The sequence below is a fragment of the Bradyrhizobium sediminis genome (assembly GCF_018736105.1).
Taxonomy (GTDB): Bacteria; Pseudomonadota; Alphaproteobacteria; order Rhizobiales; family Xanthobacteraceae; genus Bradyrhizobium.
The window spans coordinates 2715700-2728954 of the sequence record NZ_CP076135.1 but is presented as its reverse complement, the minus strand read 5'-3'; the positions used below and the strand labels follow the sequence as shown (position 1 = coordinate 2728954).

Annotated in this window: 20 protein-coding genes and 1 tRNA gene; 11 read left to right on the top strand and 10 right to left on the bottom strand. The window is 63.7% G+C overall.

The features are described 5' to 3' along the window. Positions 1-3 precede the first annotated feature (3 nt). Positions 4-246 carry a hypothetical protein gene (locus tag KMZ68_RS12980; RefSeq protein ID WP_215611718.1) on the bottom strand — a complete coding sequence of 81 codons (243 nt, stop codon included), beginning with the start codon at positions 244-246 and terminating at the stop codon, positions 4-6. A gap of 262 nt (positions 247-508) precedes the next feature. Between KMZ68_RS12980 and KMZ68_RS12975 the strand changes: the two genes are divergently transcribed. Further along, positions 509-700, top strand: coding sequence for a hypothetical protein (locus KMZ68_RS12975; RefSeq protein WP_249779349.1), 192 nt, complete (start codon positions 509-511; stop codon positions 698-700). Positions 701-801: 101 nt separating this feature from the next. Here the strand turns inward: KMZ68_RS12975 and KMZ68_RS12970 are convergent, their stop codons facing one another. Then, on the bottom strand, positions 802-993 hold the full coding sequence (locus KMZ68_RS12970) for a hypothetical protein (protein ID WP_215616482.1): 192 nt from the start codon (positions 991-993) through the stop codon (positions 802-804). A 347-nt stretch (positions 994-1340) separates the two neighbouring features. Between KMZ68_RS12970 and KMZ68_RS12965 the strand changes: the two genes are divergently transcribed. Beyond that, positions 1341-1511, top strand: coding sequence for a hypothetical protein (locus tag KMZ68_RS12965; protein WP_249779348.1), 171 nt, complete (start codon positions 1341-1343; stop codon positions 1509-1511). A 106-nt stretch (positions 1512-1617) separates the two neighbouring features. Here the strand turns inward: KMZ68_RS12965 and KMZ68_RS12960 are convergent, their stop codons facing one another. Further along, positions 1618-2502 (bottom strand): hypothetical protein, encoded by an 885-nt coding sequence (locus KMZ68_RS12960; protein WP_215611715.1) that lies wholly within the window; start codon positions 2500-2502, stop codon positions 1618-1620. 204 nt (positions 2503-2706) lie between these two features. Here KMZ68_RS12960 and KMZ68_RS12955 point away from each other — a divergent pair, with 204 nt between their 5' ends. From KMZ68_RS12955 to KMZ68_RS12945, 3 genes are all read left to right on the top strand, one after another. Continuing rightward, positions 2707-3159 carry a VOC family protein gene (locus tag KMZ68_RS12955; RefSeq protein ID WP_215602089.1) on the top strand — a complete coding sequence of 151 codons (453 nt, stop codon included), beginning with the start codon at positions 2707-2709 and terminating at the stop codon, positions 3157-3159. A 215-nt stretch (positions 3160-3374) separates the two neighbouring features. Beyond that, on the top strand, positions 3375-3545 hold the full coding sequence (locus KMZ68_RS12950) for a hypothetical protein (RefSeq protein ID WP_215611714.1): 171 nt from the start codon (positions 3375-3377) through the stop codon (positions 3543-3545). A 146-nt stretch (positions 3546-3691) separates the two neighbouring features. Then, positions 3692-4339 carry a glutathione S-transferase family protein gene (locus KMZ68_RS12945; protein WP_215616126.1) on the top strand — a complete coding sequence of 216 codons (648 nt, stop codon included), beginning with the start codon at positions 3692-3694 and terminating at the stop codon, positions 4337-4339. Positions 4340-4351: 12 nt separating this feature from the next. Here the strand turns inward: KMZ68_RS12945 and KMZ68_RS12940 are convergent, their stop codons facing one another. From KMZ68_RS12940 to KMZ68_RS12930, 3 genes are read right to left on the bottom strand one after another with little or no spacing between them, the layout of a single operon-like run. After that, positions 4352-4504, bottom strand: coding sequence for a hypothetical protein (locus KMZ68_RS12940; RefSeq protein WP_215616125.1), 153 nt, complete (start codon positions 4502-4504; stop codon positions 4352-4354). Positions 4505-4535: 31 nt separating this feature from the next. Next, positions 4536-4778 carry a porin gene (locus KMZ68_RS12935; protein ID WP_215616124.1) on the bottom strand — a complete coding sequence of 81 codons (243 nt, stop codon included), beginning with the start codon at positions 4776-4778 and terminating at the stop codon, positions 4536-4538. 35 nt (positions 4779-4813) lie between these two features. Beyond that, positions 4814-5071, bottom strand: coding sequence for a PilZ domain-containing protein (locus tag KMZ68_RS12930; protein WP_215616123.1), 258 nt, complete (start codon positions 5069-5071; stop codon positions 4814-4816). 303 nt (positions 5072-5374) lie between these two features. Here KMZ68_RS12930 and KMZ68_RS12925 point away from each other — a divergent pair. The 6 genes from KMZ68_RS12925 to KMZ68_RS12900 all read left to right on the top strand — a co-directional run bounded on the left by KMZ68_RS12925 (position 5375) and on the right by KMZ68_RS12900 (position 10484). Then, a tRNA-Glu gene (locus tag KMZ68_RS12925) sits at positions 5375-5449 on the top strand. 148 nt (positions 5450-5597) lie between these two features. After that, the gene (locus KMZ68_RS12920) at positions 5598-6830 is read left to right on the top strand and encodes a Zn-dependent hydrolase (protein WP_215616122.1); all 1233 of its coding nucleotides are present in this window, start codon (positions 5598-5600) and stop codon (positions 6828-6830) included. A 191-nt stretch (positions 6831-7021) separates the two neighbouring features. Continuing rightward, positions 7022-7312, top strand: coding sequence for a hypothetical protein (locus KMZ68_RS12915; RefSeq protein WP_215616121.1), 291 nt, complete (start codon positions 7022-7024; stop codon positions 7310-7312). 117 nt (positions 7313-7429) lie between these two features. After that, entirely contained in the window at positions 7430-8464 is a 1035-nt protein-coding gene (locus KMZ68_RS12910) for a PrsW family glutamic-type intramembrane protease (RefSeq protein ID WP_215616120.1), read from the top strand. Between the two features lie 122 nt (positions 8465-8586). Next, positions 8587-9159, top strand: coding sequence for an HdeD family acid-resistance protein (locus KMZ68_RS12905; protein ID WP_215616119.1), 573 nt, complete (start codon positions 8587-8589; stop codon positions 9157-9159). 233 nt (positions 9160-9392) lie between these two features. After that, complete coding sequence (locus KMZ68_RS12900) at positions 9393-10484, top strand: 3-deoxy-7-phosphoheptulonate synthase (protein WP_215616118.1); 1092 nt, start codon at positions 9393-9395, stop codon at positions 10482-10484. A gap of 52 nt (positions 10485-10536) precedes the next feature. On the opposite strand, the gene KMZ68_RS12895 is transcribed toward KMZ68_RS12900, so the two are convergent. Genes KMZ68_RS12895 through epmA form a run of 4 tightly spaced genes read right to left on the bottom strand, consistent with a single transcriptional unit; the run spans position 10537 to position 13216 of the window. Further along, on the bottom strand, positions 10537-10791 hold the full coding sequence (locus tag KMZ68_RS12895; RefSeq protein ID WP_215616117.1) for a hypothetical protein: 255 nt from the start codon (positions 10789-10791) through the stop codon (positions 10537-10539). Between the two features lie 34 nt (positions 10792-10825). Continuing rightward, positions 10826-11032: a hypothetical protein gene (locus tag KMZ68_RS12890; RefSeq protein WP_215616116.1), complete on the bottom strand. Its 207-nt coding sequence runs from the start codon at positions 11030-11032 to the stop codon at positions 10826-10828. Positions 11033-11036: 4 nt separating this feature from the next. After that, a complete protein-coding gene (locus tag KMZ68_RS12885; protein ID WP_215616115.1) occupies positions 11037-12149 on the bottom strand; it encodes a lysine-2,3-aminomutase-like protein in 1113 nt (370 codons plus the stop codon). After that, a complete protein-coding gene (gene epmA / locus KMZ68_RS12880) occupies positions 12146-13216 on the bottom strand; it encodes an EF-P lysine aminoacylase EpmA (protein ID WP_215616114.1) in 1071 nt (356 codons plus the stop codon). The genes KMZ68_RS12885 and epmA overlap by 4 nt, the downstream gene beginning before the upstream one ends. Between the last annotated feature and the right edge of the window lie 39 nt (positions 13217-13255).

Genomic DNA, 13255 nt, shown 5'->3' with positions numbered 1-13255 from the left:
AGCTCAGGCTGCCTTGGCAACCGGCTCCTTGGCCACGTCGGCCTTCTGCTCATCGCTCCTTTTGGCCTTAGCCACCGGAGCCGCCTGGGATTTCCTCGCAAGCTTGTCGTATTGCGACAGCTTTTCCAGTTCGGCCTCGAGTTCGGCCCGCCGCGCCGCGACCTTTTCCATCAATTTGTCGGTTGCGTTCTCGCGCAGGGCGGCGAGTTCCTCGATGCTCAGCAAGTCCAGATCGTTTTTTGCCATGGCGGTCCTCCCGTTTGTTTTTGGCTACCGGGAAGGCGCAGATGCCACAAGCGCGGCGCCACCTTTATCCACCACGAACGTGGGACGTCCCCAATTTCGTTGACGTCTTCATTGCCTTGCTGCGTTGCCGTTGGTCGAGCCCGATCGCGTCAGCTGACTTCACTTTGCCCGAGGGCCATCACAATCCCGCAACGTCTCGTCCCAATTCGCGCCCCAATCTCGAACCCCAATAGCCGCGGGACAAGAATCAAAGGGGATGGGCATGACCGAGCAGCTGAGCCACGCCGCGCGCGAGCGGGAAGAAATCACAGGCCGCCTCGCACACTTCAAAGCCACGCAGCAAAAATTCCAGCACGAGCGCGAAGAGTATTACGCCGCGACGCTGGGGAGTGCGTGGAGCGGATTTGGGCGAACGGTCCGCAGCGAATTCGAGGATCCGCCGTTCTGGTCGTAGCAAAGAGCGGGGCATTTCTCTTTCGCGCCGCTACACCCCGAAGGCTTTCGGGGTGATGACAGCCAAAGTTGGGGCGCGCCGCGGGCCCGCCCGATCGAGTCTTATTTGCCGAGAATCTCGCGGGCCCGGAGTTCGGGCGCGGGTTGGAAACGTCCGAGCGAGAATTGACCCTGGCGAATCCGCTTCAGCGCCGCCTGAAGGCTGAAGGCGATCAGCACTTCGTGGTGCCGCAGGCCCTTGCCGCCCTTCACGAGACCGAGGTCCCGTATCAGACAGTAGCGGCCGCTGCTCATGCGGGCGAGCCTGCAATTCCTAAATCCGAACATGCAGCGAGCATGCATTACCGCGCGATTCCGTCAATTCTTGACACGAATCGATTCCGTTTTGTTCCGGAAAGAACGAACAGGGGACACGTTTTCGCACTCAGACACATCTTAACAAAGCGAAAATTCTTTCGCGTGCGATACGCATCTCGATGATGCGGGAAATCAGCGACGGCGGGACGCCGATCTATTGGCGCAGGGTTTCGACAAGGCCGGTCGGATTGTTGCTGAAGGCAGCCAGCGAAACGAGGGGCCCTGGCGATACGGGTTCTCTTTTGAATGGATTGCCTGCATAGTGCTGCATGGCAAAAGCAAAAGTGACCTTCAAGATCATCCGAAACGCCGAGGACGACTGGAACATCCTGGCGGAATATCCGGGCGCCGAGCCCCGTCGCATCACCGGCCTGACAAGCAAGGCCGACGCAGACGACTGGATGAACGGAGACCGCCGCATCGGATGGCTGCGATCGCAGGGCTACGCGAAGTAGCCCCCGGACGGCCGGAACTGGGCGTCGGTAGTTCGACGCGCGACATCGCGCAACACGCTGCTCTTGCAGCATGGCGCAGCGCTGCCGTCGCATCGGAGAGGAATCCCTAACGCACCATCGTCGCAAGAAGTCCGACGACCACGTAAGCGACGGTCGAAAACAATGCGAAAAGGATCCCCAGGGCTACCGCCAAGGTTCGGACCGGCTTGTTTTCAAAATTCAGGAAAAATAGCGAACGCTCCATAACATGCGAAACCGAAGGATGCGTGCTCATGAATCGGATCAAGGCCACGATAAACAACGGAAGTGAGAAAATAATCGTCGCATACAGATAGACCGAGGTCAGGTTGCCGAAAGCGATTGCATCGCGGATCGTCGGCGCAACGGCCTTCAGCGCGCGCACGGGACTGCCGGTGAACGCGTCCGCATAAACGGCGTAAGCTACGTAGACGACGGCGGTAACCACAACGAAGATAACTATCTTCACCAGCATTTCGACCAGCAAGACCGCATATATCGTCGACGACCGAAACTGCGGCGCCACGCCAAATACCAGTTGATTCAGCAGGAGCCCGAAGTAGTTGGAGAGCAAGAGCACCACGATGCCGTTGCCGATCACCTGCCCGAAGAACAACCGACTGGCCATGGGGTCCGACAGTAACTGGCAAAACAGCCCGGGCGTCTGCGCGATGTAGAATGCCAACACCATCAGCATCGTTCCGACCGACATTCCCAGCAGAAAGCCGAAGAAGCGTCTTGCCGGAACCTTTCGCGAATAGAACCCGCCGAGAAAGTCGGAGAGTTCGGCCGCAAGCGCGGGATCATCGGGACGCGAGGCGGTCGCCATGATGCGTGCGTAAACGAGCTTCCTGCCCGAATCAGAGAAGAGACCGTCGGCCTTCCAGAACAGCAATCCCAGTATCGCACTGGCGGAGATGCCCGCCGTCACGTGCGACGACCACTCACAGGCCGACGAAAGAAATGGCGTCATGGTTGCCCCCGGGGCTAATACTACCCAAAATGGAGGCCAACAAAAGGCCCGGGAGGCCACTTCCGGGATATCCGGCTGAGAGGCGGACGTCGGCGGCGGAAAGAAATTCGTCTGTGCCGCCGCCCTGCCCCCGTCCGTATTTTGCTGCTATGAAGCGCCCCGAGCCAACAACAGCCTCTTCAATCCCAGGGAGCAAGCCGAACCATGCGTTATCTCCACACCATGCTGCGCGTGCGCAATCTCGATGCCGCGCTGAAATTCTACCAGGACGCGCTGGGCCTGAAGGAAGTTCGCCGCATCGACAACGACAAGGCGAAGTTCACGCTGGTGTTTTTGTGCGCGCCGGAGGACGAGCACCTCCTGAAGAACACCCCCAAGACCCGCGGCGCGCCGCTGGTCGAGCTCACCTATAACTGGGACGAGGAGAAATACGGCGAGGACCGCTATTTCGGCCATCTCGCCTACGAGGTCGACGACATCTACGCTACCTGCGACAGACTGATGAAGATGGGCGTCACCATCAACCGGCCGCCGCGCGACGGCAACATGGCCTTCGTCCGCTCGCCCGACCTGCACTCGATCGAGCTGTTGCAGAAGGGCGATCCCAAGCCGCCGGCCGAACCGTGGCTGTCGATGCCGAACACCGGCCACTGGTAGGTCTTGCACCACTTCTGCGTCCACCTCCGGCATCCCGACTACCGGCTGGTGATATCAACGGATGCGCCGCTCCGATCAGGCGCATCCGAGGCCGGCCGGCGCCGGCATCCGCCAGCAGATCACGTTGCGGTGACATCTCGCGAAGCAGCCGCCCAAGCCGTTCACCTTCGGTGAACCTTTTGCCCTCAGACTCGACCTAGATTCTGAGGTGTCACATGAGCCAGGCCAAGCACTACCAATTCCAGGCCGACCAGGCCAAGCGCCTGGCCCGCCAGGTCACGGATGAGGCGGTGCGCGAGCGGCTTCTGGAAATGGCCGGTGAATACAGCCGCTATGCGGAGCTGATGGAAGCCCGCGAGAGGCCGCTCGAACGGGCCGCGGGCTAAGCCACCCGACGACGCCGAGCCCCGACAATTGCCGCAGCACATGAGCTTCTTTCGTTCCGCCGGCAGGCCGCGATGAGACGGCACGCGCATTCCTGCTTGATATCCGCTATGAACGGCGAAGAGCCGATCTTGGGGAGAACAAACGGGTGCCGGACAACAATCAGCGCCAACTGACGGTCTGGGGCCGTGCCAATTCGGTCAATGTGCAGAAAGTGCTGTGGTGCCTGGCCGAACTCGACCTGCCCTACCGGCGCATCGATGCCGGCATGGCGTTCGGCAAGAACGACCAGCCCGAATATCTCGCGATGAACCCCAACGGGCGCGTGCCAACGCTGGTCGACGGCGACTACGTGCTGTGGGAATCCAATTCGATCATACGCTATCTCAACCTCGCCTATGGCAAGGGATCGTCGATCTATCCCGCCGCGCCGCGGGCGCGCGCCGGGGTCGACCGCTGGCTGGACTGGACATTGTCGACGCTGCAGCCGGTCGACCGCCCGGTGTTCTGGGCGCTGGTGCGGACCCCGGTCGAGAAGCGCGACATGGCGGCTATCCAGAGGGATGCCGACGCCGAAGCCGTGCAATGGCGGATCGTCGAGACGCAATTGGCGAGCCGGCGCTTCATCGAGGGCGACGATTTCACCATTGCCGATATCGCGCTCGGCGCCTATGCGCGGCGCTGGTTCGGCGTCGAAGGCATCGCCAAGCCCAGGCTGCCCCAGCTCGAACGCTGGTTCGCGCAATTCGCAGAGCGACCGGGATTCAAGCAGTTCATCGCGCCCCCGATGTCGTGAGAGGTTCCGGGCCTAAGAGCCCGACCGCTCGAACAACACGACGAGAACGATCACGGCCAGCGTCACCGCTGCCACCGCAAGCCGCGTAGTCCAGCTCATGCCGCGGCTGACCCACCACGCCAGCGCGCAGCTCATGATGACGGGAACGATGATTTCGAGCTGCATGCAGGCCTCGTAGCAGGTAACGCTCGCGAAGCTAGCGGCCGCCGCCGACCCCGACACTGACCGCGCCGCCTATTCTGACGCAGGTTTCGGTGCCCTCGACCTTGACGAAACCGGGACCATACGCCGCACAGGAATTGCGGGCGCCCGGATTTTTCGGCGGCAGTTGCCTGGCGGTGGATGCGGACTTGTTGGGCTTTGGAGCCAGAGGCTGTTCGGCGAGCGCTGACGCGGCCGGCAGCACCATGGCAAGGATTGCAATGAAGACGCTTCGCATCCGCCCTTTTATCGCCTGCGGACCGGCCGGGCTAGCTAGCGCACGAATTTGATGCCCACGGTCTTGCCGCGGCGCCAGACCACTTCGCAGTTCCGCCCGGTCCGGGCGTCGCGCGAGAACGCCAGCCGCAGCTTCGCGGGCAGCATGTTGGGATCGTCGATGGTGATCTTGGCGCCGGTCGAGGACATGTCCTGCACCACGCAAGGCCGCGCCGCAAAGCCGCCTTCGAGGGTGATCCAGCCGGGCTGGCGTATGGATTTGCGCGTTTCGCGCTTCTTGGCGGCTGCGGCCATAACGATATCTCCTGCGCGCCTACCCCTTACCCCGCGGGGGCTTTAGAAACCGTTGCGAGACGGTGAATATTCCCGGGCCCAATGGGTGCGGAACCGCTGTCCACCGGCCGCGAAAACGGGGCCTGCGATGGCTTGCCCGGCCGCGCAAACGCCACTATACGTTCGCCCGCTGCCTTGAACGTGTCGCCACGGTCGGGGACCGGCACGGCGCCATCGCCCCTCCAAAGCGTTGATTTGCCGGGCATATTTGAAGCGAGACGGCAGTGCCGCGGCCGAATTGGCTGTGGCGGGGCCTCAAGTTTCGCTCCCTTCGTCTATCGGTTAGGACGCCACCCTTTCACGGTGGAGAGAGCGGTTCGATTCCGCTAGGGAGCGCCAAACGTCCATTTTGGATGGACCTGCATCCGCCCAGCCGCCTTCCCCGCTTCCGCTGCACAGCCGAGCCGAGTTGTTGGTCCGCGAATTTGCCAGTGCGACCTTATTTTGAGACGGTGCTTGCAGGAATTCCCCGACATGAGAGCCAACCTTGCCTGACCATCGCCACCACGTCGACGGCGCCCGGGTCCTCAGGGATCTCCACACGCTGCGCGGCATCGGCGCCTACAAGACCGGCGTCCACAAGCCGACTTTCTCCGAGCCGCATCTGCGCTCGCTGAAGTGGCTTGCCGAGCGCCTGCCCGAGGCCGGACTTGCGGCCGAGATCGACGGCATCGGCAATGTGCTCGGCACATCCGCGAAACACGGACCGAAACTGCTGGCAGGCTCGCATCTCGAAAGCCAGAATTATGCGGGCTGGCTCGATGGGCCGCTCGGCGTGGTCTATGCGCTCGAAGCCGCCCGCATCATCAATCCCGATCCGAACACGACCGGCGCCGTCGAGGTCGCGGCCTGGTGCGACGAGGAAGGACATTTCGGCCATTTCCTCGGCTCCAGGTCCTATGTCGGCGCCGTCAGCGAGGACGACCTCGACGCCGCGCGCGACCGCAGCAGCGGCCGCACCATGCGCGAGGCCCTGCGCGACGCCGGCCTCGCCGGCCGGGCGCGAGCGTGTGTCGAACGCGGGCGCCACATCGGATACCTCGAGGCGCATATCGAGCAGGGCTCGACGCTGGAAAGCGGCGGTCTCTCGATCGGCGTCGTCACCTCGATCGTCGGCATCTGGCAATACCGGATCGTCTTTGACGGCGAGCAGAACCACGCCGGCACGACCCGGATGGCGGTCCGCAAGGACGCCGGCCTGGCGCTGGCGAGATTCTGCGTCGATATCGACGACCGCTTCCCGTCCCTATGCGGGCCGCGCACGGTCTGGACCACCGGCCGCATTACACTCGATCCCGGCGCACCCAGTATCATCCCGGGACACGCGGAAATGCTGTTCCAGATTCGCGACGACGATCCCCGCGTGATCGAACGCCTCGAAGACCGGTTGCGCGGCATGGCCGCGGACGTCAGCGCCAAGGGCCGCTGCACGGTCACGATAGAGCGTCTGCGCACCGGCGCGCCTGCGATGATGGATGCCGGCTTTCAGCATGCAATCGAAGCCGCCAGCGCAGCCTTGGCCGGCGGCCGGTCAGCGCGCATGCCCTCGGGCGCCGGTCACGACGCCCAGATTCTCGCCACCGTCATGCCGTCAGGCATGCTGTTCGTGCCCTCGATCGGCGGCATCAGCCATCACTGGAGCGAGAACACGGATGACGCCGACATCGTCACCGGCGCCGAAGTGTTCGTCGACGCCTGCCGGCGCCTGCTGGCGGGATGAGCGTCCGGCTTCATCCGGCTTTTCGACGGCCTCGCATCCGGGACGAACAAAGTCGGAAAACCCCTTGGTTGCACTCGACTATCGCCCTTGGGGCGTCAAAACTCCGCTGATCTCGCGGGGTTTTGTTTCCGACAAATGGGCTCCGAGCTGATATGGTTGTTCAGGCCGGATTGGCCGGCTGGGGGATATACGTGAAATTGATTGCCGTACTGACCGTACTTTGCACGTTTTCCGGAGCTGCTATCGCACAAAGCGCGCCATGCCAGTCAATCGCCAAGGCAAGCGATCGCCTCGCCTGTTACGACAAGGCCGCGCCGCCGATCGCGCTGGCCAAGCCTGCCGCGGCCAAAACGCCAGCTGCGCCGGCCAAGCTGGCAGTCTCCCAGACGTCGACCGAGCAGCAAGGCCATGTCGTCGATCTGCTCGCCGCCGAAAACGCGAAATTGGACGCCAAGCTCAAGACCATCTGCCGCGGCTGCTGAGCCGCGGGTGTTGCCCGGGCATGAGCGTCCCGGAACGCCAGAGGCCTGCTGCTTGCTGTCGCATGTGCGTGTTTCCGGCAGCGGACTAGATCGAAAAATGGCATATCTGCCGTCCTGATGCTGCTCCTCGAAGCCCTCCCTACCGTCATTGGCACCGCGGCGATCGCGCCAGCGCTCCTGATTCTATGGCTGGTGATCGCCGCCGGCGAGCGGCCGGGACCGCCCGCCAAGGTCTGGGCCGCGTTTCTGCTCGGTGCCGCCAGCATTTCGCTGCTCGGCATCGCGCGCGCGCCGTTTGCGGCTTTCCTCGTGGTCCCCGGACATCCCTGGCTCTCGCAGGTACTGCATTCGGTCCTCGGTGTCGCCGCGCCCGAGGAGATCGTCAAAATCCTCGTCATCGTCGCGGTCTCGACGCGGCGCCGGCCGGGCGCCGACCCGATGGACACCGTGGTCTATGGCGCCGCCGCCGGCCTCGGCTTCGCGGCCTATGAGAATCTGGCCTATCTCGTGCAGCACCAGGATATCTGGCGCTCGCTGGCGGCGCTGCGCAGCGTGCTGACCGTGCCGTTCCATGGCGCGCTCGGCATCATCGCCGGCGCCTATCTCACGCTTGCGCGATCCGGAACCGCGCTCGGCGCCCATCGGCACAACCGCGATTGGGCGCGCATCTCCAGCCGGATCCTGATCCTGCTGGCGCCGCTGGCGCTGCATGCGGCTTTCGATTTCCCGCTACTCGCGCTGCAACAGAATCCAGACCTCGAACAATCCACCCGCTTCGTGTTGGGTGCCACCAGCGTGCTGATCGGCTTCAGCTCGATCGCTTTTGCGGTGCGGCTGGTGCGGCGGGTCGGCCGCCATCACGCGCCACGCACCGACGTGGCGCGCGAGCGGCTCAGCCAGTTGCGGCGAATGTGGGCGCTTCTGGTGGCAGGCGGCGGTGCCGGATTTGCCGGCCTCGCCTTCGTGCTGACCTCGATCCACCACTGGCTGGTCAATCCCGAACGCAACGTGGCGCTGGTTCTGGTCCCGATCGGCCTGACGTCGATCCTGATCGGCGCAGCGCTCTTGCTGGCCACCACCGCGGTCTACATCCTCGGCCGCAATCGCATGCGCACGACACCGGAGGGGTTTTCCTCCATGCCCGGCCAATGACGAGGCCGGGCTGACCAAGGCTGGGTTGACAAGGGCGGCCGCCAACAAATTTGACCCGGCGGCGCCGGCACAAGCTATATTGCCCGAGTCACCTCAGTGTCGCCGGCATCGGGAGACTTTCCATGACCCTTCCCCAGGACATCGCCAAGCTGCAATCCGAAATGAACGCTGCGGTCCGTGAGCACTGGAAGGCCTTCCTGTTCGAAGGCATCCTGCTGGTGATCCTGGGCTTGGCCGCGATGATCGTGCCGCCGCTGGCGGGCCTTGCCATCACGATCTTCCTGGGCTGGATGTTTCTCATCAGCGGCGTAGCAGGATTAGCGATGACATTCTGGGCCCGGCAGATGCCGGGCTTCTGGTGGTCGCTGATTTCGGCGGCGCTGGCGATTGCGGCCGGCATCATTCTGCTGGCCAAGCCTGCGCAGGGCGTACTGACCCTCACGATCGTGATCGGCGCCTATTTCCTCGCTGAAGGCGTCGCCACCATCATGTACGCATTGGAGCACCGCCGCGAATTGTCCGAGCGCTGGAGCTGGATGGCGTTCTCCGGTGTATTGGACATCCTGATATCCGCGATGATCATCACGGGCTTGCCGGGCTCGGCGGAATGGGCGATCGGCCTTCTGGTCGGCATCAACCTGCTGTTCGGCGGCGCATCGCTGATCGGAATGGCGCTGGCTGCGCGCAAATCCTGAACCGGGCCTTTCGCCCATTTTTTGGGATGACAAGCCGTACCGCATGCGCTATAGGCCAGCCATGATTACCGTCGCCACCAGCTATTATTGGTATTTTAGCTTCGACAGCTCGCTGGCGGCGGGAGGATCGCGCTCAATCTGACAAATTGCAGCAGAATGTCCGAACAGCCGCCGCCCGATCTGGCGGCTTTTTGTTTGGCCGGCAGGTCCCTGAAAAACAAGGAGCCACAGCCGTGTTGAGCACGACAGACGACCTTCGCATCCAAGAGATTAAAGAGCTGACTACGCCGCAAGAGGTCATGCGCGAGATCCCGCGCACTTTGACCGCAACGCGTGTCGTGATGGCGGCGCGCAACGCCATCCACGCCATCCTCAACGGATCCGACGATCGCCTTCTGGTCGTCGTCGGCCCCTGCTCGGTCCACGATCCCGTCGCAGCCATGGACTACGCCGAGCGACTCGTCGCGCTGCGCGAGCGGCTTGCCGACCGGCTCGAAATCGTGATGCGGGTCTATTTCGAGAAACCGCGCACGACGGTGGGGTGGAAGGGACTGATCAACGATCCCGACCTCGACGGCAGCTTCAACATCAACAAGGGCCTGCGTCTCGCCCGCAATGTGCTTTCCGCCGTCAATAATCTCGGTCTGCCCGCCGGGACCGAGTTCCTCGATCTCACTACACCGCAATACATCGCCGATCTGATGGCTTGGGCGGCCATCGGCGCGCGCACCACTGAAAGCCAGATTCACCGCGAGCTCGCGTCCGGACTGTCCTGCCCCGTCGGCTTCAAGAACGGCACCGACGGCAATGTGCGGATCGCCGCCGACGCCGTCAAATCGGCATCGCATCCTCACCATTTCATGGCGGTGACCAAGGGCGGCCGTTCGGCGATCGCGGCAACATCCGGCAACGAGGACTGCCACATCATTCTCCGTGGCGGCAGCAGGCCGAACTACGACCAGGCAAGCGTCGCTTCGGCCTCGGCCGAACTTGCTCGCGCAGGCGTGGCGCCGCGGATCATGATCGATACCAGTCACGCCAACAGCAGCAAGAAGCCTGAAAACCAGCCGCTGGTCGTTGCCGATATCGCCCGCCAGCTTTCCGACGGCGAACAGCGCATCATCGGGGTCATGATCGAGAGCAATCTGGTCGCGGGCCGCCAGGATGTGCTGCCGGGAACGGCGCTGACCTACGGGCAGAGCATCACGGACGGTTGCATCGACTGGCAGACGACCGTGCCGGCGCTAAACCTGCTGGCCGACGCCGTCGCGGCAAGGCGGGACGCGAAGCGCCGCAAATTGCGGGAGCTTTCGGCCCAGGCATGATACCACCGTGAGCGGGACGCTTCGTTTCGCGCCCTGCTCCCGCCGGTGCGGCCTAGCAGCCGCGGCAGATGCTCTTGATCTTGCGGTCGAGCGCGGCGTTTTCCTTGCTCAAGGGATCGTTCGGATCGCTCAGGTTCTTCTCCGAGGGAACGTCGCTGGCGCGCGGCTGGCGATGTCCGATCGGGGCCTGTGGAATCGGCTGATTCTTCACGGCGGTGGACGATCCGCCGCTATTGCCGGTTTGTGCGACGGCTGCCGGCAGGCCGATCAGGATCAGCAGCGCCGTGGTCGTGATCAATCTTCGCATCCTGCTTCTCCCATTCTAAGAGATATCCATCCAACTATCGCGTCCGGTCGGGAACCTCGATCGTTGCGCAATTGCGGCGTCCCTGGGCGGCGCAGTCCTGAACCTTTCGCACGTCGGCCATGGTGCTCAGCAGCCATACGCCCGCCGCCGCCAGCACCGCTAAGAAACCCAGCAACACCGCGTTCTCGACGTGGCGGTTGCCTTCGTCCTCTGGCGGCTCCTTTCCTCCGTCCGCCGTCATCGGATCACGGCTTCGGAGGATAGAGATGAACGTCGCCGCAATAGTCGACGACACGATAGCGCGTTTCGGCTCCGACTTCACCTTCCGAGGGCGAATTTACCTGCGACAAGTAGCTCGGGCCGACCGGCGCCTTGCCATGGCCGCCGGGAATATCCAGCACGAATTCCGGCTGGCACAGTCCGGACACCCGGCCCCTTAAACTTTGCATCAATTGCTGGCCATGCTCGATCGTGCTGCGCAGGTGCGCGGTGCCGGGCGCGAGATCGCCGTGGTGCAGGTAATAGGGCTTGATGCGGCATTCGACGAAGGCCCGCATCAGCGCCTCTAGCGTCGCCGCGTCGTCATTGACGCCGCGCAGCAATACCGACTGGCTGACCATGGGAATGCCGGCATCGATGAGCCCGGCGCAGGCGGCGCGGGCCGCGCCGGTCAATTCGCGCGGATGATTGGCATGCAGCGCAACCCAGGTCGTGGCGCCCGCAACCCTCAGCGCCGCGATCATCTCTGCGCTGATGCGCCGGGGTTCGACCGCCGGCACCCTGGTGTGAATGCGGATGATCCGGACATGGTCGATGGCGGCGAGATCCGCCATGATCTCGGCGAGCCGCCGCGGCGACAGCATCAGCGGATCGCCGCCGGTCAGGATCACTTCCCATATTTCGGAATGCGCACGGATATAGGCCAGTGCGTTGTCGTAGGCGCCCTGCGATAGTGCAGTCGACTTGCCTGGGCCGACCATTTCGCGACGAAAGCAAAACCGGCAATACACCGCGCAGACGTGAACCAGCTTGAACAGCACCCGATCGGGATAGCGATGCACGATGCCCTGGAGCGGCGAGCGCGCATGATCGCCGATCGGGTCGGGATTCTCGCCGGGTGCTCGCACCAGTTCCTCGGCGCTTGGAATGAACTGCCGCGCGATCGGATCGGCGGGATCGTCGGGGTCGATCAGCGCCGCCATCTCGGGCGTCACCGCAACCGCATAGCGCGCCGCGACCTTTTCCAGGTCGCCGAGATCGGTTACCGCCGCAAGGCCGCGGCCGACCAGCTCGGCGGGCTCACGCAGCGTGGCCGCTGAAGTAAGCGACGTGACAGACGAAAGATTGATCCTGTTCATGCCTCACCTGCCGGCGGCGTCCACACCACCTGATCGATCCGCAGCGCGCCGCTCGCCAGCATCGCCAGCCGGTCGAAGCCGAGCGCGACGCCGCTGGCCTGCGGCATTTGCCCGACCGCGTCGAGGAAATCCTCATCCAGCGGATAGCGCTCGCCATAGCGCCGCTGCTTTTCGTCCATCGCTTCCGTGAAACGATGGCGCTGCTCCCGCGCATCCGTCAACTCGCCAAAACCGTTGGCCAGCTCGACGCCACAGGCATAGATCTCGAAGCGTTCGGCGACACGCGGATCGGACGATTTGGTGCGCGCCAGCGCCGCCTCCGGCGCCGGATATTCGAATAACACGGTCAAACGCCCCTGCCCCAGTTTCGGTTCGACGTGCTCGACCAGTACCTTGCTGAAAATATCGGACCAGGTGTCGTCGTCCGAAATCCGCACCTGTCCCTTTGCCGCAGCCGCAAGTCGCACGCGATCGCCTGCGCCGTGCGCGATGGTAGCGAGCAGATCGATCCCGGCAAAGCGCTCGAACGCGCCCGCGACCGTCAGCAGTTCCGGTTCGGCGAAGGGATCTGCGACCTTGCCGCGAAACGAAAACTGGCCGATGCCGGTCGCCTGCGCCGCATGCGCGATGACGACGACGCAATCGGCCATCACGGCGTCATAGGCTTCGTTGGCGCGGTACCATTCCAGCATGGTGAATTCCGGCAGATGCAGGTCGCCGCGCTCGCGGTCGCGAAACACCCGCGCCAATTCGAAAATCTTCCGCTCCCCCGCCGCCAGCAATTTCTTGCAGGCGAATTCCGGCGACGTCCGCAAGTATCGGCTGACGCGTTCGCCGTCGGCGCGCGTGAGTTCGGTGCGGGGCGCATGCAAGTGGGTCTCGTTGCCCGGCGAGACCTGCAGGATCCCGGTCTCGACCTCGACAAACCCCTGCTCGTCGAACCAGGCGCGCACCGCTCTGGTGATGGCGCTCCGCGCCATCAGGAACGGCCTGACGTCGGCATGCCGCGCAGGCGCCCACCAGGGCGACGGCAACTCGGCGGTTTCGGCGATGGGGTTGCTGTTCATCTGGGCCGTTTGTGTTGTGGCGTCATCTGCATGCGCCGA

What these genes read in the sequence shown, in the direction of transcription:
- KMZ68_RS12895 (WP_215616117.1), bottom strand. Translation starts at nt 10,791, where the DNA reads ATGCGAAGATTGATCACGACCACGGCGCTGCTGATCCTGATCGGCCTG.
- KMZ68_RS12935 (WP_215616124.1), bottom strand. Translation starts at nt 4,778, where the DNA reads ATGCGAAGCGTCTTCATTGCAATCCTTGCCATGGTGCTGCCGGCCGCG.
- KMZ68_RS12955 (WP_215602089.1), top strand. Translation starts at nt 2,707, where the DNA reads ATGCGTTATCTCCACACCATGCTGCGCGTGCGCAATCTCGATGCCGCG.
- KMZ68_RS12905 (WP_215616119.1), top strand. Translation starts at nt 8,587, where the DNA reads ATGACCCTTCCCCAGGACATCGCCAAGCTGCAATCCGAAATGAACGCT.
- KMZ68_RS12950 (WP_215611714.1), top strand. Translation starts at nt 3,375, where the DNA reads ATGAGCCAGGCCAAGCACTACCAATTCCAGGCCGACCAGGCCAAGCGC.
- KMZ68_RS12930 (WP_215616123.1), bottom strand. Translation starts at nt 5,071, where the DNA reads ATGGCCGCAGCCGCCAAGAAGCGCGAAACGCGCAAATCCATACGCCAG.
- KMZ68_RS12960 (WP_215611715.1), bottom strand. Translation starts at nt 2,502, where the DNA reads ATGACGCCATTTCTTTCGTCGGCCTGTGAGTGGTCGTCGCACGTGACG.
- KMZ68_RS12970 (WP_215616482.1), bottom strand. Translation starts at nt 993, where the DNA reads ATGAGCAGCGGCCGCTACTGTCTGATACGGGACCTCGGTCTCGTGAAG.
- KMZ68_RS12910 (WP_215616120.1), top strand. Translation starts at nt 7,430, where the DNA reads ATGCTGCTCCTCGAAGCCCTCCCTACCGTCATTGGCACCGCGGCGATC.
- KMZ68_RS12940 (WP_215616125.1), bottom strand. Translation starts at nt 4,504, where the DNA reads ATGCAGCTCGAAATCATCGTTCCCGTCATCATGAGCTGCGCGCTGGCG.
- KMZ68_RS12890 (WP_215616116.1), bottom strand. Translation starts at nt 11,032, where the DNA reads ATGACGGCGGACGGAGGAAAGGAGCCGCCAGAGGACGAAGGCAACCGC.
- KMZ68_RS12980 (WP_215611718.1), bottom strand. Translation starts at nt 246, where the DNA reads ATGGCAAAAAACGATCTGGACTTGCTGAGCATCGAGGAACTCGCCGCC.
- KMZ68_RS12975 (WP_249779349.1), top strand. Translation starts at nt 509, where the DNA reads ATGACCGAGCAGCTGAGCCACGCCGCGCGCGAGCGGGAAGAAATCACA.
- KMZ68_RS12885 (WP_215616115.1), bottom strand. Translation starts at nt 12,149, where the DNA reads ATGAACAGGATCAATCTTTCGTCTGTCACGTCGCTTACTTCAGCGGCC.
- epmA (WP_215616114.1), bottom strand. Translation starts at nt 13,216, where the DNA reads ATGAACAGCAACCCCATCGCCGAAACCGCCGAGTTGCCGTCGCCCTGG.